The organism is Desulfopila sp. IMCC35006 (assembly GCF_005116645.1).
Lineage (GTDB): Bacteria > Desulfobacterota > Desulfobulbia > Desulfobulbales > Desulfocapsaceae > Desulforhopalus_A.
Window position 1 is genome coordinate 635,620 of the sequence record NZ_SWCM01000001.1, and the last position, 18,105, is coordinate 653,724.

Annotated in this window: 17 protein-coding genes, 1 tRNA gene and 2 pseudogenes; 11 read left to right on the forward strand and 9 right to left on the reverse strand. The window is 48.2% G+C overall.

The window, feature by feature from the left end; genetic code table 11:
- Positions 1 to 256 precede the first annotated feature (256 nt).
- The 7 genes and pseudogenes from FCL47_RS25550 to FCL47_RS02850 form a co-directional block, all read left to right on the forward strand.
- Positions 257 to 793: pseudogene (locus FCL47_RS25550) on the forward strand (PAS domain-containing protein); the annotation flags it as partial.
- Positions 794 to 988: 195 nt separating this feature from the next.
- A pseudogene (locus FCL47_RS25555) lies at positions 989 to 2,119 on the forward strand (sigma-54 interaction domain-containing protein); the annotation flags it as partial.
- A 333-nt stretch (positions 2,120 to 2,452) separates the two neighbouring features.
- On the forward strand, positions 2,453 to 2,791 hold the full coding sequence (locus FCL47_RS02835; protein WP_240744110.1) for a hemolysin III family protein: 339 nt from the start codon (positions 2,453 to 2,455) through the stop codon (positions 2,789 to 2,791).
- A 496-nt stretch (positions 2,792 to 3,287) separates the two neighbouring features.
- Positions 3,288 to 3,434 (forward strand): lmo0937 family membrane protein, encoded by a 147-nt coding sequence (locus FCL47_RS02840; protein WP_136811927.1) that lies wholly within the window; start codon positions 3,288 to 3,290, stop codon positions 3,432 to 3,434.
- Positions 3,435 to 3,695: 261 nt separating this feature from the next.
- Positions 3,696 to 3,986, forward strand: a complete 291-nt coding sequence (locus tag FCL47_RS02845; RefSeq protein WP_136811928.1) for a hypothetical protein — start codon at positions 3,696 to 3,698, stop codon at positions 3,984 to 3,986.
- A 162-nt stretch (positions 3,987 to 4,148) separates the two neighbouring features.
- The gene (locus FCL47_RS25285) at positions 4,149 to 4,277 is read left to right on the forward strand and encodes a hypothetical protein (protein ID WP_255580632.1); all 129 of its coding nucleotides are present in this window, start codon (positions 4,149 to 4,151) and stop codon (positions 4,275 to 4,277) included.
- 136 nt (positions 4,278 to 4,413) lie between these two features.
- Positions 4,414 to 4,644: a DUF302 domain-containing protein gene (locus FCL47_RS02850; protein WP_136811929.1), complete on the forward strand. Its 231-nt coding sequence runs from the start codon at positions 4,414 to 4,416 to the stop codon at positions 4,642 to 4,644.
- A 145-nt stretch (positions 4,645 to 4,789) separates the two neighbouring features.
- On the opposite strand, the gene FCL47_RS02855 is transcribed toward FCL47_RS02850, so the two are convergent.
- The 6 genes from FCL47_RS02855 to FCL47_RS24305 all read right to left on the reverse strand — a co-directional run bounded on the left by FCL47_RS02855 (position 4,790) and on the right by FCL47_RS24305 (position 7,852).
- Positions 4,790 to 5,365: a lipid-binding SYLF domain-containing protein gene (locus FCL47_RS02855; RefSeq protein WP_136811930.1), complete on the reverse strand. Its 576-nt coding sequence runs from the start codon at positions 5,363 to 5,365 to the stop codon at positions 4,790 to 4,792.
- Positions 5,366 to 5,629: 264 nt separating this feature from the next.
- The gene (locus FCL47_RS02860) at positions 5,630 to 6,196 is read right to left on the reverse strand and encodes a hypothetical protein (RefSeq protein WP_136811931.1); all 567 of its coding nucleotides are present in this window, start codon (positions 6,194 to 6,196) and stop codon (positions 5,630 to 5,632) included.
- Between the two features lie 12 nt (positions 6,197 to 6,208).
- Entirely contained in the window at positions 6,209 to 6,613 is a 405-nt protein-coding gene (locus FCL47_RS02865; RefSeq protein WP_136811932.1) for a hypothetical protein, read from the reverse strand.
- Complete coding sequence (locus tag FCL47_RS02870) at positions 6,585 to 7,265, reverse strand: chemotaxis protein CheB (RefSeq protein ID WP_136811933.1); 681 nt, start codon at positions 7,263 to 7,265, stop codon at positions 6,585 to 6,587. Before FCL47_RS02870 ends, FCL47_RS02865 begins: the two co-directional genes overlap by 29 nt.
- Before the next feature lie 10 nt (positions 7,266 to 7,275).
- Positions 7,276 to 7,401 carry a hypothetical protein gene (locus FCL47_RS25290; protein WP_255580633.1) on the reverse strand — a complete coding sequence of 42 codons (126 nt, stop codon included), beginning with the start codon at positions 7,399 to 7,401 and terminating at the stop codon, positions 7,276 to 7,278.
- A gap of 301 nt (positions 7,402 to 7,702) precedes the next feature.
- A complete protein-coding gene (locus FCL47_RS24305; protein ID WP_153306347.1) occupies positions 7,703 to 7,852 on the reverse strand; it encodes a hypothetical protein in 150 nt (49 codons plus the stop codon).
- A 1,386-nt stretch (positions 7,853 to 9,238) separates the two neighbouring features.
- On the opposite strand from FCL47_RS24305, the gene FCL47_RS02880 reads away from it, so the two are divergent.
- The 4 genes from FCL47_RS02880 to FCL47_RS02895 all read left to right on the forward strand — a co-directional run bounded on the left by FCL47_RS02880 (position 9,239) and on the right by FCL47_RS02895 (position 15,713).
- Positions 9,239 to 9,718, forward strand: coding sequence for a hypothetical protein (locus tag FCL47_RS02880; RefSeq protein ID WP_136811935.1), 480 nt, complete (start codon positions 9,239 to 9,241; stop codon positions 9,716 to 9,718).
- Between the two features lie 134 nt (positions 9,719 to 9,852).
- Positions 9,853 to 12,156 carry a heavy metal translocating P-type ATPase gene (locus tag FCL47_RS02885; RefSeq protein WP_136811936.1) on the forward strand — a complete coding sequence of 768 codons (2,304 nt, stop codon included), beginning with the start codon at positions 9,853 to 9,855 and terminating at the stop codon, positions 12,154 to 12,156.
- 180 nt (positions 12,157 to 12,336) lie between these two features.
- Positions 12,337 to 14,274, forward strand: a complete 1,938-nt coding sequence (locus tag FCL47_RS02890; RefSeq protein ID WP_136811937.1) for a potassium transporter Kup — start codon at positions 12,337 to 12,339, stop codon at positions 14,272 to 14,274.
- 122 nt (positions 14,275 to 14,396) lie between these two features.
- On the forward strand, positions 14,397 to 15,713 hold the full coding sequence (locus tag FCL47_RS02895) for an APC family permease (RefSeq protein WP_136811938.1): 1,317 nt from the start codon (positions 14,397 to 14,399) through the stop codon (positions 15,711 to 15,713).
- Positions 15,714 to 15,988: 275 nt separating this feature from the next.
- Here FCL47_RS02895 and FCL47_RS02900 read toward each other — a convergent pair whose 3' ends face one another.
- From FCL47_RS02900 to FCL47_RS02910, 3 genes are all read right to left on the reverse strand, one after another.
- Positions 15,989 to 16,705 (reverse strand): DNA/RNA non-specific endonuclease, encoded by a 717-nt coding sequence (locus FCL47_RS02900; protein ID WP_136811939.1) that lies wholly within the window; start codon positions 16,703 to 16,705, stop codon positions 15,989 to 15,991.
- A gap of 492 nt (positions 16,706 to 17,197) precedes the next feature.
- Entirely contained in the window at positions 17,198 to 17,776 is a 579-nt protein-coding gene (locus FCL47_RS02905; protein WP_136811940.1) for a thermonuclease family protein, read from the reverse strand.
- Positions 17,777 to 17,991: 215 nt separating this feature from the next.
- Positions 17,992 to 18,068, reverse strand: a tRNA-Arg gene (locus FCL47_RS02910).
- Positions 18,069 to 18,105 lie beyond the last annotated feature (37 nt).

Below are 18,105 nucleotides of genomic sequence, written 5' to 3' on the forward strand. Positions count from 1 at the left end.
GAAAGATTGGATTTAGAATATTTGCAAAATTCGGGACGACACTAGAGAACCAACAATGAGTAACTCTAAAAATAAAAATGCATTAGCATCCGCCTCCGACCTGCGCCGCCGGGCCGAAAAACTTCTAGAAACGAGAGAGCCTGATTCGGTCTTTTCTCAGGGAGAAGGTGAGGTGCTGCGACTCCTGCATGAACTGCAGGTTCACCAGATCGAACTGGAGATGCAGAACGCAGAGCTCCTTCAGGCCAGGGACGAGATGGAAATTGCGTTGGAGAAGTACACCGACCTCTATGAATTCGCCCCGATTGCCTACTTTACTCTCGATCACACTGGAGCGATCCGCGCCGCCAATTTTACCGCAGCCAGTCTTCTTGGGATCGAACGTCCCCGATTGCTCGGCCGACACTTTCACCAGTTCGTCATTAAAGAACAACGTCAACAATTTGTTGATTTTTTTGGGGAAATATTCGCGAGCCAAAACAAGAAATCCTACGAAGTGATGCTCACCACCGAGAGCAACTCTCCGCTTTATGTGCATCTCGAAGGTGTGGTCCTGGGAGCAGGGCAGGAGTGCCGTGTTGCCTTTGTCGACATCACCGCGAGCAAGCAGGCCGAAGAGACGTTACGCTTGAGTGAGGAGCGGCACCGCATCCTGGCGGAAACGATGCTGCAAGGCGTTGTTCATCAAGACGCCAGTGGCAAAATCATTGCAATGAATCCGGCTGCCGAACACATCCTCGGCAAGAACCGTGAGCAGTTATCAGGCGACGTTTCAGCTTTGGAGGAGCATCACGCCATTCGCGAAAACAGGGACCCCTTCCCCGACTTGGAGCATCCGTCTCTGGTTGCCTTGCGCACTGGTCTCCCTGTGAGAGGCGTAATTATGGGCATATTCAACCCGAAGCTCAATGATTACCGCTGGATCAGTATCGATGCAGTACCTGTATTCTCTCCCGGAGAAATACGTCCGGTGGAAGTTTTCGCGATATTCGAGGATGTCACTGAACGGGAATATTATAAACGAGGCCTTGAGGAGATGGTTGCCAAGCGGACCGTCGATTTTGTAGCCGCAAAGGAAGAGGCGGAAGCCAGAAAACAGATAGCAGAAACGTCCCTGCTCGAAATAAAAAAGCTGAAAGACCTGCTGGAGGCAGAAAGAGCCTATCTGCAGGATGAAATAAAGTTGGAATACAACCATGAGAATATTCTCGGCAAAAGCGACGGGCTCAAACAGGTTCTGTCTAAGATAGAACAAATTTCACGCAGCAATACGACCGTTCTCATTCTTGGTGAGACAGGAACCGGCAAAGAGCTGGTTGCCCGAGCCCTGCACGGCTCGAGCCTGCGGAAAAATCGGGCTCTGATAAAAGTAAATTGCGCCACCCTGCCGGCAAACCTGATCGAAAGCGAATTATTCGGCCACGAGAAAGGAGCTTTCACCGGGTCCCAGGCCAAACACTTGGGGAGATTTGAGGTTGCCGACGGCGGCACCCTGTTTCTCGATGAAATAGGAGAATTGCCCCTGGAGCTGCAGGCAAAACTGCTGCGAATTATCCAGGACGGCGAGTTTGAAAGACTCGGCAGCTCCCATACTATCAAAGTTGACACGCGGATCCTGGCCGCCACCAATCGAAACCTGGTAGAAGAGGTCCGCAACGGCAAGTTCCGTGAGGATCTCTGGTACCGTTTGAATATTTTTCCGATAACCGTTCCGCCTCTCCGGGAGCGCCCTGATGACATTCCGCTTCTGGTCGATTTTTATGTCAAGAAGATTGCCAAACGGATGGGCAAGGCTATTGAAATCATTCCGAAAGGCATCATGAATGCCTTACAGGACTACCACTGGCCCGGTAATGTTCGGGAACTCGAAAATGTCCTGGAACGGGCGGTAATCAACTCTTCTGGTCCAAAACTGCGCCTGGCCGATGAACTGAAGAAGCCGGTCAAGAAGCTCGGAGCCAGTCAGAAGTCCCTGCAGACAGTAGAGAAGGAGCATATCCTTCAGATACTGGAACAGACGAAATGGAAAATAAGCGGCAAAAACAGTGCAGCCGAAATCCTTGGTCTTGATCGCAGCACCTTGCGCGCTCGCATGCGCAAGCTCAATATCGTAAAATAGCCATCCCCCTCACCACGGCGGCGCCGACCACAGCTGTCGGCTATCTTCGCCGGCAAATCCGCCCCCCTCTTCATCTTTTCCAAAAGCATCCGGGTACCTCACCGCAGGTCATATTTCACCACATGGTCATATATGACCTGTTGGCTGACTGTGAATCATTCTTGAATCTCTGCCTTTCAGGTAATTTTTCACAAGAAAGCAGAGTGATAGGGGCAATCATTGTATGAGAACGACACCTGGCACATTGCTTGCGAAATAAAGAATTGAGCCGGTTGCCGCCAAGGAGTTATGGTGTCCGGTTCAAATTGTAATGGCAACATGTTGAGGTGAATTGTGGAAAGGCTTTCGATTTGGGTGTCAGACCGTAAAGAAGTTGACGTACGCATCGTCGCTGCAGAACAAAATCGTCCGCAATCTGTGGCCGAAGAAATTGCAAACTGCATTAGCCACGGCATAGGGTTGGTCGCCGCATTTGTCGGAACTCCAATACTCATCGTTGACGCGATCCGCAACGAAAATGGTCGCTTCATTATCGGCGTCAGTGTTTTTTGCGCGACTATGATAATGCTGTATTTTACTTCTTCAGTCTACCACGGATTACCCCCGGGCAAAGCCAAACTTATCGCCGGCACTTTATGCCATTACTTCGCGATACTATGGTATGCAGCCTGACTTCGGACATGGCTATTATAGGCAGATATATTTTAATGCAGGAGATAAAATGGGCTACTTGAAAGTAATTATCGCCTATGGACTCAGACATCCCGCCCCGGGTGAGCAGTTAACGAAACATCTTAAAGAGGTTCTAGCTACTTTATGATCCATCGGAAGCGGCAGGGTCGCTCGCCGTATGCCGACGTCCCCCACGGCGACTTGGTTATATATGACCATTGAGCAAATATGACCATTTCCAGGAGCTTGTCAATCACGTTCAAGCTTATATTCTTTCACACATTATGCAATAATAACAAACCAGTACACGGTTGCTCTTGATGTTCTCTAACTTGGTACAATATTTGAATAATTAAGGGTAGAGATCGCGCATCATTTTCCATGTGGTGCATTCTGGGGCCACCTTCCTCCTGAGGACATTTGGAATTTTCAGCTGAGTGTTGACCGATGTGGAGATGTCTCTCGTAATTTTCATCGTAAAGAAAGGAGTTCTATCATGCTTGGAACAATTGCCATTATACTCATCGTCCTTTGGCTCCTGGGTCTGGTCTCATCGTATACTATGGGAGGATTCATTCATATCCTTCTGGTCCTTGCAATCATTGTAATTGTGGTTCGGTTGGTTCAAGGCCGGCGTATTTAAACGGTACGCTGGAGGCCGTTTATCACCTCTTCTCTTGCCCCGGGAGACTCTTTAAAAGCTGGAGCAACCAGAACGAGGATCGCGGAGCCAGCTGAGACCGATGAGTCGAGCTTAATAACGGCGGCACACCTTAAATGGGATTCATCAAATCCTGCAAGACACGAAAAAGTCGCCAGGAAGAATAAAGGCAGCGATCAAAAATTTTGTTCAATCAATTGCAATAACGTAGATTTATCGGAATACGATTACAGGAGTTATACAATGCGGAACAGAGATGCCTATAAAAAGAAAATATACACCGAGCTGGAAATAGTTCAGGCCAGATTCGCCGAATTCAAAGCCCAGGGACAGAATTTTGATACCGCTACTCAGGCAAAACACAACCGACATGTTGAAAAAGTTGAACAGCATATCATCGCCACGAAGGCTAAACTAAAAGAGCTTGATGCTGCCCATGATGACGTGTGGGAGGAACTCGTCGACGGTGTGGAAAATACGTGGACGGTATTGCAATCGACCCTGGAAGATGCAGTTACGAGCTTTAAGGATTGAAAATTTCCAGTAAAACAAGAAAACACCCCCTTCCCGTCACTGACCACAGGCGGCATATCCCTGCCTCACTGAGTGCCGCGATGGGAGTCGGCAATTTCCTCAACAACATGCTGCGTCGCCGGATAACCGGCTGACTCATCATGAGCTAGAAGGAGTATTACTATGATGAATTACGTAAATGGATGGATGGATGGTGGAATGATGGGCGGAAATAATTGGATTTTCCCGGTCATCGGTATATTAGTGGTAGTCCTGCTGGTTGTCTTGATCAGCAAGGTATCCCGAAAATAATACCCAGTTCGAAACTGACTTATTTTACCCCTGAAGGAAAACCATACTGATTACATTCTCTGCCGAAAAATCCCTTACAGCAGTCTCGGCAGCCCTGCATCTTGCCGTCGCCGCCAATCATTTGGTAATTACCCGGATGCACGACCTCCATAAAACCATGACCCATATTGGCGTGGAGGTCGTACGTCGATGTCTGGTCTTGGAGGTCGGTCAGTCGCAGGAAGAGAAGGTTTTCGAACAGAACCCGAGGATTTTCTCCGTGTTTTCCTGTCGAATTTCCATGTACGAGGAGGGCAACAGGACCGTTCTGGCTATATTGAAACCATCCATGGCTTATCCACTGGAGATTCTGTGCAACTTCCCGTGAATGACAATGGTTGCGGTATAGGCAAGGAGAAGATAGATATTGTGTTCGAACCGTACCTCAACATGTAACTGAATATGCGACGGTAGGTGTGCACTCCCACCGCCGCATCGGTGTTCTCGCGGCTTTTACCCCTCTGATTCAGATATCACAGAGGTTCATAGGTGAATTTCTGTCCTCCGATGGAAAGCTCATACATAAGGCCGCCCATTGAATGCACGAAAGTAATTGTTCCTTTATAATATTTGGGGTTGGCCTGAACATCAGACTTTGGCCCGGCACTTGCGCCGGCACTGACACCCGTGGTGCCGCCCTGGGCTTCAGCTCCCACTGTTACAACTATTGCCTGGGCAGTGGCGTCGAATTCAAAATTGCCGCTGATGAACTCGTTGTAGGCTCTTTTGTCCTTAAAAAAGATTATCTCACTGAACGCTTTACCTCCCGCCTGGAAGCCTATTGAACCCTCAATCACCGATGACTTTCCGGTTACCTTGCCACCGCGATAAACCTGTCCAACCCCGTAGGAGCCGCCAACGACAAAACCAGCCTTGCCTATCGTTGGAAACACCGCATAACCGTATGCGGTCTTGAAGTATTTTGCCGGAACGGGTGAATCTTTAAACACATTTATGGTGCTCGAATAATCCTCTGCTGCTCCTGCAGCAGCAAAGGACGATATTCCGAAAATTAAAGCGACAACTAATAATGCTGATAATTTTTTCATTTCCGTAATCCTCTGTAAAGTTATGGTTTTTTGTTGGATCAGCGATCCTTCAAAACCGAATGCTGTCAAAATACAATTCCGATCACTTTCACCTTATCTGTTCTGTGTGCGGCATATTTTTTCTCCTTTAACTTCGTTATGTTTATCTTGTTTTTCACGCGCTCCGCTCCTCAGCCTTTTTATTATCGTTCAGGCCGACCCAAGAACACTTTCCTCTGGTTGTGGAAACATCAATCTTTAATATTGTCGACTTTCCGAACAATGTTACCGGAACCGATCCATATCTCTTTCCAGCAAATCAAGTCGTTGGGAAATATCCACGCTCTCTTCATGCGACGGGTATCTTCCATCTTCCGTCATCCGAAGATACTCTCGCCGGATGGAGTCCAGTCTGGATTGAAATTCCCGCACCTCCTTTGAAGGCAGGCGTCTGCTAAGCCTTCCATCGTCAATACTTTTCTGAATGGTGTTGATCCTGTCAGCATTTCTGGGTTCCTCCATCCGTACTGGCTTCATGAGCGCCTTATCGATATCCTCTTGAAGCCTATCGAGTCGTACAAAGAGCCTATCCCATTCGTCCCGGTAAACCGTTCTGCCTCTCAGGTTGGCATAGTCTGTTTTGATACCCTTCAATGTGGTCAGAAACACCTGGGACTCATCGAGAGAAAGTGTGCCGGTTTGCAACCCTTCCCCAATCTTCTCCTGAATGACAACCATCTGATTTTCTGCATTTCTTTCATTATCAGGCCAAGTATGCGGCAGAGTGGCGCAGCCCGAGAAGATGGCCAATGAAAATATCCCGAATACTGCCAACAAAATAAAATTCTTCATTTTCCATCTCCTCTAATGTTGAAAATAGTCTCGGACTTTGGCCGCAATCTGACGATCTGTCATGGTATCTTCTGTTTCTACAGCCTCAATACGTCCCCCAAGCTTTTTCCTTTCGAGACGTTTTTTCAGCTCGCCTTTTGCCTCACCCGGACCAAACAGCAGGATCGATTCCGCCTCTCGAACAGCCGAAACGACTTCATCGTAGTAGGTATTAATTTGTTCGGTAAATTTTCTTTCATGGCTATCGTCCGCCTGAACCTTCTGCGCTTCAAAGGGGGTTGTCGAACGTACTCCGGCAAATCGCCCGGGCTGTTTTTCCACCATTGATTCGATAACGTTTGTTTTCTCTCCTTTGTCTGAAACTGTTACAATCACAGCTCTACGATGATCAATCCACAAACCAATGGTCGTTTTCATATATATATCGCCCTTTTGTATACCATTTCCTCCGGCATTCAGACGCCGGAACGTATTGTTGCTTAGCCTCTTTCATATATGTATCCGTTTGCTCCCCGAATCGGATATCTTCAGGGGCAAGGACAAAATCTATACACCCGCTTGCTATGGCGCAAAGAGGCATATCCGGCCGAACGGCCGTCTCGGGTTTTTGGGCGATGGTGAATCCGCCTACTTCTTTTATGCCGCACAGTGCTGCTGCCCCATCGCCATCATAGCCAGAGACAATGACGGCGATAAGTTTGCCGCCCCAGTGCTCCGTCAGGGAATTTATAAAAACCGTAATCACGTCGGGCCACCCCCAGGGCTTTGATATCGGTTTGAGGCGAAATTCGCCGTTTAGAATGCGCAAATCCCGCTTTTCCGGGATGATGAAGACATGGTTGGGCTTGATGTATAATTTCTCCGCGATCAACTCAACCGGCATCTCTGTGTAGCGGGGGAGAATCTTGTGGAGCATGGTAGCTACCGTTCTTAGATGATTAACGATGACGATTGCACCCCCCATATTGGTCGGCAGATGCCAGAGCAAACGGGTATAGGCGTCGAGGCCACCGGCCGAACCGCCCACGCAAACAACAGGGAAGTTGTGTGCAATAGTCTTGGCTTTCATTGACAATCACTCAATTTCGGTTTTCCACGCAGACATCCAGCTCTCCAGATGTCGCATCCACAAGGGCTCGGGCATGGTCAGTGATGTGCCGCATTTCTTCAGTCATTTTTTGGGTATTGTCTTGCGTACTTTTCATAATGGATACTCTCCTTAATGTTATTCTTTCTGCTCAGTGTATTACTGGAACATGCAAATTTGCCTGCGTGGGCAGATCGTGGTTATGGTGGCTAAACTTGCTTGTCTAAAAAGCTCTATGGCGTTAAACTCGGTCTTCTTTTGGTCGATCAGATTCTGCCCATTAAGAGTACAACCACAATGATTAAGCACTATCAAGCCGACCCACCGCTGGGCTGATAAGCGATAGATGAAAATGAATTTATCGCTTATTTTGTTTTATTTATCCGGTACGATCTGTGCTTCATGGCAGACCTGTTAGCTTAAAATGTTTCCGATGGTTCATCGGAATTATCTTCTTTCATAGCGGTCACCATCCCTGTCATGATCGTTTCCTCGGTCCGAGTGATGGTCATATCCGCCCCTGTCATGGTCATGACCTCTTCCTCGATCATGTCCTCTGTCCCTGTCATGCCAGGGACCTGGAAAAAAGCATCCGCCAAGAGAGAGCAGGATTGACAACATTACTATTGCTGATGTCATAATTTTTTTCATTTCATTCGCCATTCTTTGCTGTATGCCGGTTCGATCAGGCTGTGTTCCCGTTTAGACAGTGACCTGCATTGATGATCCGGCGGGGTTTCCTAAATGAGGGTTAGATTTTATGAGTATTGGATAACTTCATGCTCTGTCAGACTCCTGTACCCAGGTAACGATAGCAGTAGTGAATTCCCTGAACGGAAGGTGATTCTATTTGGGTTCTACTCTTTATGAAGCAATCCCCGTTCCAGGTCTTATTAAATCAAATAGTATTTTGTAACTGTCTATTATTTATTAATAATTTTATAAAAAGGATCTGTGAGAAGTTCGTTGACGGTTATTGAATAAAGGTCATATTTGCCCAACTGGTCACACGTGACCAGGTTTCAGGTTCCAGATGCCAGCTTGTTTTTGAGTTTAAATGAGCAGAATCGTCTGATTCCAATAACGCACTCTGATTTTTTTCGTGTGTCGCACGCCGGAATAACATGGTAATTGGGTTCGTCTTTTCTGACGTGCATATCCGGCCTTACAATGACAAGAGGTCTGCGCCAAGGAGTCCAAATTCGGGAAAGCAAAACCTAAAAGAACGGATCAGTCATTCGAATCTTTGGCCGCCTGTTTGTCCTTTTCATTACGGCCAATTGTTATCGAAGCGCAAAATTTTCGGCAGCGTGATTCGAAGTGATTTTGAGTTTTGACGATCAGACTGCTCTGACGGTCTGCCATGCATAATCACCAGAGAAACCTGGAAGTGGTCATGTGTGACCACTTGGGCAAATATGACCCTTTCCCATGGTTGTTGGCTACCGACCTCCATGTATTTTTTTGTTATTTTCTTCATAAATAACAAAACGATAAATAACATGACCCGAGTGTCTAAAAACTGGCTTAATGATTGCATTTCTGAGAGTGATGCAGATTGTCACGTCTTCTCGTTGACCGCCTTTTAAAGACCTGCCTTGTTAGAGCGCATTAGAAATATTTTCGAGTGGTTTGAGCTGTCAAAACATACAGGAAATATCCTATTCGCTACGGATGAGTGGACTTCCGAAACGGGGATAGGGTTTCTGTGTCTGGGTCATTTCTAATCATGAAGAAAATTAATTGATATCAAAGGCTTAATATTTCTTATCGTTTTGAGCGGAGTAACTGGCTGGCTGACAGATGCATTTATGAAAAACTGGAGCATTGGTTTTCTGGAGACACAATTGTCGGTATTGTCGAAGGCAATCGGTCTCTTTTTTATGACTTTTGCAAAGGTCCAAAATTAAACGAACGCTCGTGAGAGGGCACCGAAAAATTCAAAGGAGATTATTATGAAGATTATTCTTGTGTCAGTTTTGGCTATTGGAATTGCAACTGCAGGTCTCGCTTATGCACATGGGGGTGGCTGTGGTTATAGCGATAGCTATGATATGATGGGCGGAAGAACAGGACGGGGGATGATGAGTGACGACCATGGCGGAATGGGAGCTGGAATGATGGGTGATGGCCGTGGGATGGGGCCGGGAATGATGGATAATCAAAGAGGGTATAATAATAGCCTGGGCGGAGTCCGTTTTGGTCCGAACGGCTCACAAAACGGCTGGACGAGTGAAAACTATCAGAAATTTTTGAACGATACAGTCCAATTACGCAAGGAGATGCATGATAAACGTTTCGACTATCAGGAGGCTCGGAGAGACCCCAAAACCACCAAAACACAACTTGCTGAAATTGAGAAGGCAGTGATTGATCTTCGCTATAAAATCGAAGAAAAAGCTGATCAGTATTGCCAAACCCCTTCGCCGAAGTAATCATTTATCATATAGCCGGAAAAGAAATAAACATCGGGTAACAGAAAGAGTACACGTTTTTCTCCGTAAAGAGCACGCGTATTATAGAATAAAATAATGGAGAAAAAATTGTAAAAAACATCGAAGGAGGTGGCATGATGGCAAGCCAAGGCAATGGAACATCCCTTGACCCCATCTGCGGCATGAAGGTGGATAAACAGTCCGCACTTTCTGCAGAACGTGACGGACAGACATTCTATTTCTGCAGCGACCACTGTCGGCAGAAGTTTCTGTCAAGATCGGATGCTGCCGCAAAACCCCAGGAAAAACCATCAAGCAAGGCCATCTATACCTGTCCCATGCACCCTGAAGTACAACAGGATCACCCCGGCGAATGCCCGAAGTGTGGCATGGCGCTGGAAGCAAAGACAGCGACGATCGGCACGGATGAAGAAGAGAACACCGAACTGCGCAACATGACCCGGCGTTTCTGGATCGGCTCTGCGCTGGCATTGCCGGTGTTTATTCTGGCGATGACTCACTTGATACCGGCGCTGGACAGTCTCTCCTGGGTGAAGAGCGACGGCTTGCGCTGGTTGCAATTTGCGCTCACCACCCCCGTAGTCCTGTGGGCTGGCTGGCCGTTTTTTCAACGGGGCTACCGCTCGGTCATCAACCGTCACTTGAACATGTTCACTCTCATCAGTATCGGCGTCGGGGCCGCTTTCATTTTCAGCGTCGTGGCGATGTTCATGCCCGGTCTGTTCCCGCCCACAATGCTCCATGAAGGCAAGGTTGTCATCTACTTTGAGGCCGCCGGCATGGTCACGGTGCTTGTGCTTCTCGGCCAGGTGCTCGAACTGCGGGCCCGCAGCCGTACCGGCAGTGCCATTAAAGCCTTGCTCAACCTCGCCCCGCCCACGGCGCGACAAGTCGTGTCGGGAGGCGATAAGGAAATCCCGCTTGAGCAGGTGAAGGTTGGCGACAAGTTGCGGGTGGTTCCTGGTGGTAAAATCCCCGTCGATGGTGAGGTGGCGGAAGGTCACTCCAGCGTCGAGGAATCGATGGTCACCGGTGAGCCGCTACCGGTGGAAAAGAGTGTCGGTGATACAGTTACCGGCGGCACCGTCAATGGCTCAGGCAGTTTTGTCATGACAGCTGAACGCGTCGGCAACGACACCCTGCTCAACCAGATCGTCAATATGGTTGCCGAGGCCCAGCGCAGTCGCGCGCCCATTCAGGGCCTGGCCGACAAGGTCGCGGCCATCTTTGTGCCGGTGGTGCTGGCGGTCGCGGTGATCACCTTTGTTGTCTGGATGTGGCTGGGGCCGGAACCTAAGCTCGCCCATGCCATCGTCAATGCCGTTGCTGTCCTGATTATCGCCTGCCCCTGTGCCCTCGGCCTGGCGACGCCTATGGCCATTATGATGGGGGTTGGACGGGGTGCGCAGGAGGGAGTACTGGTGAAAAATGCCGAGGCCCTTGAACGATTGGAAAAAGTCACTACCCTCGTCGTCGACAAGACGGGCACCTTGACGGAGGGTAAACCCCAACTCATCGATGTGCTGCCGAGCGAAGGTTCTACGGCTAAGGAGATGTTGGGGCTGGCCTCCTCTCTAGAACAGAATAGTGAACATCCGCTCGCTGCTGCGATTGTGCGGGGCGCCAAGGAAAAAGACATCGTCCTTGATGACGTGAAGGATTTTCGCTCGGTGACGGCGGGAGGAGTTGTCGGCAACGTCACTGGTCGTTCGGTGATGGTCGGCAAACCGGATTTCCTCCGGGACGAAAAGATCTCCGGCCTGGAACAGTTGGAGGTCACTGCCAAAAAACTGCAAACAGAGGGTAAGACTGCAATGTTTGTCGCCATTGATGGCAAGCCCGCTGGAATCCTCACCGTCGCCGACCCGATAAAGGCCACTACCACTGAAGCTATCCACGAGCTCCATGCGCTCGGTCTGGAAATCGTCATGCTCACCGGCGATAACCATCGCACCGCAGCAGCCGTGGCCGGCGAACTCGGCATCGATGTGGTCGAGGCGGAGATCGAACCAGCCGGCAAGGTTGAGCACATTAAACAGCTCCGCGCGAAAGGCAAACATATTGCCATGGCCGGTGACGGCATCAACGACGCCCCCGCCCTCAGCGAAGCGGATGTCGGCATTGCCATGGGCACGGGTACCGACGTGGCCATGCAAAGTGCAGGTGTTACGCTGGTCAAAGGCGATCTCCGGGGCATCGCCAAGGCTATACGCCTCAGTCATGCCACCATGCGAAACATCCGGCAGAATCTGGTCTTCGCTTTTCTCTACAACTCCTTGGGCATTCCTGTGGCAGCCGGGGTGCTTTACCCGTTCTTTGGGTTACTGCTCAGCCCGATTATTGCCGGCGCCGCGATGAGCCTGAGTTCCGTTTCGGTCATCGGCAATGCTCTCCGACTCCGGAAGGTGAAACTGTAAAAATGTTGCAAAAGTTGAAATGAAAGGGCAGTTCCTGAGCAGTGGATCAGGTAGCTCTTCGATTAAAAGTACCTTTTTCAGGAAACCTGAAGAAAGCGACCACCTGTCGCTTTGCAGAAAAGTTATGCGAGTGGTAAAATCGATACACAGGAATTTGACCGAAAAAAAAAAGGATTTGGAATGACCAATCCCCATGAAGTTTCTGAAAAAGCAGCTCCGAAAGAGTCCAAAATTCATGGCGCGCAACCTCAACAAAAAAACCGACTGTCGCAGCTTTCACTTGCCGCTCTGGGGGTAGTTTTTGGAGATATCGCCACTAGCCCTATATACGCCATTCGGGAGTGTTTCCACGGTGAATACGGTATCGATGTGAGTCATGCCAACGTCTTGGGAATCCTTTCCCTGATGTTTTGGGCTTTGGTAATGATCGTGGGCCTGAAATACTTGACCTTCGTTTTTCGCGCCAACAACCATGGAGAAGGCGGTGAAATTGCTCTAATGGCCTTGATTCGCGGTAAAAACAGGCCTTCCGAAAATAGGAGGAAGTTAGGCATCCTTGCCCTGGGCCTTTTCGCGGCGTGTCTGCTGTATGGAGACGGCATGATCACTCCGGCGATTTCGGTTATGAGCGCAGTAGAAGGGCTCGCGGTTATCACACCCCTGTTCAAAGGCTATGTTATCCCCATCACCATTGTTATTCTCGTTGGCCTGTTTCTGATCCAGCGACATGGCACGGCAAAGTTAGGCCGTGTTTTTGGACCGGTAATTCTGGTGTGGCTCTGTTTTCTGGCTGTAACCGGGGCCATACAAGTGGCCCATACGCCGCAAGTGCTGTCGGCTGTTTTTCCGTGGTATGCGATCCACTTCCTGGTTATTAATAAACTGCAGGGAGTTGTGGTGTTGGGAGCCGTATTCCTGGTGGTCACCGGCACCGAAGCGTTATACGCCGACATGGGGCACTTCGGTCCCCGTCCCATTCGTCTGACCTGGTTTGCCATTGTTTTTCCAGCTCTTGTGTTGAATTATTTTGGGCAGGGAGCCCTTCTCCTGGTCAATCCGGAAGCGGCCAGTCATCCTTTTTACGCTATGGTGCCCGCTTGGGCTATGGTTCCGACGGTGTTATTAGCTACCCTGGCCACCATCATCGCCTCACAGGCGGTCATCAGCGGCGCTTTTTCCATGACCCGACAAGCAATCCAACTGGGATACCTCCCGCGTTTAAACATCCGGCATACCGCCGCAACGCAAATCGGCCAGATCTATATCGCTCCGGTCAATTGGCTGCTCATGGTCTGCACGATCTCCCTTGTGGCCGGTTTTCAATCCTCCAGCAAACTTGCCGCTGCATACGGGTTAGCCGTAACCTCCACGATGATCATTAACACGGTGCTGTTTTTTGTTGTAACCCGCAGAAAGTGGCATTGGCCTTTGATGTGGGCCGCACCGCTGGCAGGCCTCTTTTTGCTGGTGGACGTGCCATTTTTTGCGGCCAACCTCAGCAAAATCTTTCATGGGGCATGGTTCCCGCTGGTTATCGGAGCTACATTTTTTACAGTGATGCTCACCTGGGCCAAGGGACGTGGTGTACTGGAGGCCAAGCTGCACAAGGTCATGTCGCCGGTGCATCAATTGAGCGTCGATCTGGCCAACCACCCGCCAAACAAAATCGAAGGGGACGCAGTTTATTTAACCGGAAATCAAAATGTCGTGCCCGTGGCCCTGGCAAAGAACCTCAAACACCACAAAGTCATTCACAATCGGACAATATTGCTGACTTTTCAGGTGGAAGACATTCCGCGAGTTCCTAATCTCGAAAAGATCCAAACCGAAAAATTGGGTGGAGGGTTACATCGCGTCAGAGCTTGCTATGGCTTCATGGAAGATCTTACGTTGGAGAGTGTATTGTCATTGATGCGGGATCAGGGCTTGGATCTGGATCCGGAAACAACGAGTTTTTATATCGGCCATGAAAACCTGGTTATCGCTGAAAAATCGGCCATGATGCGATGGCGTGCGAACCTCTTTATTTTTATGTCCCGCAACGCAGCCGATGCCATCTCATTTTTTAATCTTCCAGCGGAGCAAACAATTGAAGTCGGCGTTCGGCTGGAAATTTGACACGCTTTCTTATTTCAGGGAGTAATCTTTCTTTTTGTAATTGTTTCAGAGGGACCAGACCATCACATTAATGAACAAAAACAATTGTAAGGTACATAAAACGTTGACGGGAAATGAGTGTCATGGCTGATTCTAGATCTTCGGACAAAGGTTCCATTAGTTTGTGGGGCGCCGTATCCATAGGTGTGGGCGGAATGGTCGGCGGCGGTATTTTTGCCGTGCTTGGTCTTTCCGTACAGATTACCAAAGCGGGGGCACCTCTCTCTTTTTTACTGGCCGGATTTATTGCACTTGTCACTTCCTATTCATACACGAAATTGTCGGTTGCCTTGCCCAGTCAGGGTGGTACCGTCACCTATCTGGATAAGGCATTTGGTTCGGGCATCTGGACAGGTTCGCTGAACATTCTGCTCTGGATCAGTTATATCGTCATGCTCTCGCTCTACGCCTATGCCTTCGGTAGTTACGGTGCTGAACTATTTCCATCGTCCTGGCACGCTGTTGCCAAACACGTCCTTATCAGCGGTATTATTCTCCTGATCACAGGGCTGAATATATTGAGCTCTAAGCTGATCGGCGAGGCAGAGGAGTGGATTGTCGCCATCAAGGTGATCATCCTGCTGGTGTTTGTCGGGATCGGATTTTTCGGAATTGATCCATCGCAGTTGGCAGTTTCTCACTGGGCGGCGCCTGTTCCCCTGATTGCAGGTGGAATGGTGATTTTTCTGGCCTATGAGGGTTTCGAGCTTATCGCTAATACAGCCGGCGATATCACCAGCCCCTCAATAAACCTGCCGCGAGCCTTTTTCATATCGACTATATTTGTGATCGTCCTGTATGTCCTGGTTGCCTTAGTTACGGTGGGAAATCTGCCTGTTCCCGATATCGTCCAGGCCAAAGATTACGCACTGGCCGAAGCCGCCCGCCCGTTTTTGGGTCAAAAAGGATATGATATCATCACGGTAGCCGCCTTACTATCCACGGCATCGGCTATTAATGCTACGCTGTACGGCGCTGCACGCCTGTCGTTTATAATCGCTAAAGATGGCGAACTGCCTGCCTTTCTAGAGAACAAGATCTGGGATAAGCCCATTGAGGGCCTGTTGATCACCGCGGCGGCCACCCTGGCTATGGCCAACTCTTTTAACCTGGATAGTATTTCCATGATGGGAAGCGCCGGGTTTCTGTTGATCTTCGCAGCGGTCAATGGTGCCTCTTATCGGCTATCCGGAAAAATCGGGAGCAACAAGGGGATTTCGATCCTCGGGGCATTTCTTTGCCTTGCCGCTTTAGGAAGCCTGATCTGGCTCACGATGCGCGATAATCCCCTGCATATCTTATTCCTGGCGGGAATGGTTGTTCTCTCAGTTGCTATCGAATATGCCTATCGTATCATTCGAAAACGGGAGATAGACGTGACCAAAAATGAGCGATCTTGATCAGACAGTCACCACTTCCATCTCAACTTTCAATAACCAAAAAACCTCTTAGAGAAGAGCAGAAAGTGGCAAAGTGAGGTCAGTCTTCAAATTTGGTACCTGCAAGCCCCGCTAGAAAAATTTCTCTTGGCAATCTTAACCATTTTTTAAAAAAAACAGAGTAGAAAAGACGCACCACAACTAATCTCGCAACATAACCAAAGAACACCTTTTAAAACTGCAACAGAGCTCCAACTCGAGGTGTCGACTGTTAACCTTCCAGACAGCACCAACTCTCACCACATTTTTCGCACCAGCTCTTTTTCATGTTTAATTTTTGTGCCAACAAGACGCTCCCACAAAAATATTCCGGATAGTTTTTCCACCTTTGTTGTTGGCACCAAAAACTCCTCAAGTGGTAAATTTGAGCCGTCATTGGGTATGACAAAGGACCACATGTTAAGTGTTCCTCTATTGTCTTCTGTTAATATGGATTTGAAAAACGCGTGAGGGATTGGCAGGGAGACACCATTATCATCTTCTGCACCAATCATTTTAACCTCAACATCAAAATAAAAGATAGGGCCACAGATAACGTAAGTCTCAAGAATGTCCTTCTTGGCATCTAGTTCTCTTACCGCCTCCTCAAGCTTCTTCCATATTATTCTATTCAAAGTAGGCTTTTGCGGTGACATATTCGACAGCAGGAAGGTTTCACTGTTTTGAATCTCAGTTTCTATTTGGTTTGCGCTGGCGATCAAATGCCCCCGATCATAGCCAGATCCCACATAGTCAACCAGGTCAGCTCTAAACATGTCAGCGATTCGGTAATCTGGACGAAAATTATCAGCCCTTCCAATAGTAGATTTATTTGGATCTACTATCTCCAGGGCCCATTTGGCTTGTCTAAAGTAATATGAATATCCAAGGACGTAATGCCTGTTAAACAACAATAGATCAGCCGCAGGAACTCCATACCTCGTCTCACGCCTTAAACTCGGTATTTCTAACATAATCCCTCCATGCCTCTGTGATTTTCTATCGCAATTAATGCGATTTTTACCTTAATACTAAAGATTTAAGTAAACTTATTTTGTTTTGAAGAGAGTCAAACAATTCTGAATATGGACCATTTGAAATAGACCTGGCTGACTTATCAGCTACGGTCTATTTCACCCTTCCTTAGTATCTATAACCATGTTGCCAGCAAGAGCTAAATTTAAGAACCTACATTAGTCCTTGGATCTGTCGACCTGTGCGAAAAATGATCTGCTACGAAAAAAAGCACTCCATTTCTTTGGAAATAAGATTTTTTGGCGATATCTTTCCTAACCTCATTACACTCAAAGAGACAGAAAGGATATGAAACGATTTTTGGTTCTTAACGCCTCGTCCGCACTAACAAAGAGGGGTAGACTTTTTAGTTTCTTTCTGCTTGTAATTCCTGTATCTCTTGACACAAAAATTGCAAATCCTGCTTCATTTTTTCCAATACCCTGATGAGATCATCCATTATTGAACCTCCTTGAAAGCTTTTTATCAGGCTGGTATCTGCTAAAGACACATTGCCAGCTCACAATCAATAAAATATAGAAATAACTATTCTTATTTCTTAATAAATAGCCATGGAACGAGGAACTCTTAAGAAGAGTTGCATTGTTTTGCGAGATAACTCCACAAAATCTCAGCGATGTCCTTGGTAGAAGGAAGAAACCATCTGCACGTCTTGCAGTCATCCTTGAAGAATAGCCGGCTTTGATAAGGCTCTGGTTAACATTCACACCATTGTTCATGACAATGCCCACAGTCCTGCCGTATCTATCGGTATCATAGGCGATGACTTCTGCAGTCTTTCCTGCAGTTAGACTCGCGGTGTATTTTTTAGCAGCGTTGCCAAATGCTTGTCCTTTTTCTGGTGTATCGATGCCGTACAGACGGATCTTGTGCTGAATCTTGTTGCTGTCCAATATGGCTATGGTGTCGCCATCAGCAATGCCCACCACCTTGCCGGTGATAACTCCGGCTTGGGCTGAAATGGATACGAGCAGGAACACCAGCAGGAAGGATAACAGCAGTCGTTTCATTATTTCAAACTCTCAGATAAAGCATGTACCGGATTTGCCATCCTGGGTTTGGCGTAAGCGCCACATAAAGCAGGCCCTCCCGACGTCATACATGGCCCAGATTCGCCAGGATCAGTTTTTTAGAAGAAGACGAAAAGAGGTTGTACAAGGGTTGTACAAAACAGATCCAAAACAAAAAAGGACTTACCGAATTGACGATAAGTCCTTGAATTTCTTGGTACACCAGACAGGATTCGAACCTGTGACCCCCTGATTCGTAGTCAGGTACTCTATCCAGCTGAGCTACTGGTGCATTGGAGAGATGGTTTTATACCCTAGATTGATCGGTA

Excerpts from the sequence above, each read along its gene's own strand:
- FCL47_RS02870 (WP_136811933.1), bottom strand. The coding sequence starts at position 7,265 with ATGAAAGCCAAGACTATTGCACACAACTTCCCTGTTGTTTGCGTGGGC.
- FCL47_RS02885 (WP_136811936.1), top strand. The coding sequence starts at position 9,853 with ATGATGGCAAGCCAAGGCAATGGAACATCCCTTGACCCCATCTGCGGC.
- FCL47_RS02895 (WP_136811938.1), top strand. The coding sequence starts at position 14,397 with ATGGCTGATTCTAGATCTTCGGACAAAGGTTCCATTAGTTTGTGGGGC.
- FCL47_RS25285 (WP_255580632.1), top strand. The coding sequence starts at position 4,149 with ATGATGAATTACGTAAATGGATGGATGGATGGTGGAATGATGGGCGGA.
- FCL47_RS02860 (WP_136811931.1), bottom strand. The coding sequence starts at position 6,196 with ATGAAGAATTTTATTTTGTTGGCAGTATTCGGGATATTTTCATTGGCC.
- FCL47_RS24305 (WP_153306347.1), bottom strand. The coding sequence starts at position 7,852 with ATGACAGGGACAGAGGACATGATCGAGGAAGAGGTCATGACCATGACA.
- FCL47_RS25290 (WP_255580633.1), bottom strand. The coding sequence starts at position 7,401 with ATGAAAAGTACGCAAGACAATACCCAAAAAATGACTGAAGAAATGCGG.
- FCL47_RS02905 (WP_136811940.1), bottom strand. The coding sequence starts at position 17,776 with ATGAAACGACTGCTGTTATCCTTCCTGCTGGTGTTCCTGCTCGTATCC.
- FCL47_RS02890 (WP_136811937.1), top strand. The coding sequence starts at position 12,337 with ATGACCAATCCCCATGAAGTTTCTGAAAAAGCAGCTCCGAAAGAGTCC.
- FCL47_RS02900 (WP_136811939.1), bottom strand. The coding sequence starts at position 16,705 with ATGTTAGAAATACCGAGTTTAAGGCGTGAGACGAGGTATGGAGTTCCT.
- FCL47_RS02840 (WP_136811927.1), top strand. The coding sequence starts at position 3,288 with ATGCTTGGAACAATTGCCATTATACTCATCGTCCTTTGGCTCCTGGGT.
- FCL47_RS02865 (WP_136811932.1), bottom strand. The coding sequence starts at position 6,613 with ATGAAAACGACCATTGGTTTGTGGATTGATCATCGTAGAGCTGTGATT.
- FCL47_RS02855 (WP_136811930.1), bottom strand. The coding sequence starts at position 5,365 with ATGAAAAAATTATCAGCATTATTAGTTGTCGCTTTAATTTTCGGAATA.
- FCL47_RS02845 (WP_136811928.1), top strand. The coding sequence starts at position 3,696 with ATGCGGAACAGAGATGCCTATAAAAAGAAAATATACACCGAGCTGGAA.
- FCL47_RS02850 (WP_136811929.1), top strand. The coding sequence starts at position 4,414 with ATGCACGACCTCCATAAAACCATGACCCATATTGGCGTGGAGGTCGTA.
- FCL47_RS02880 (WP_136811935.1), top strand. The coding sequence starts at position 9,239 with ATGAAGATTATTCTTGTGTCAGTTTTGGCTATTGGAATTGCAACTGCA.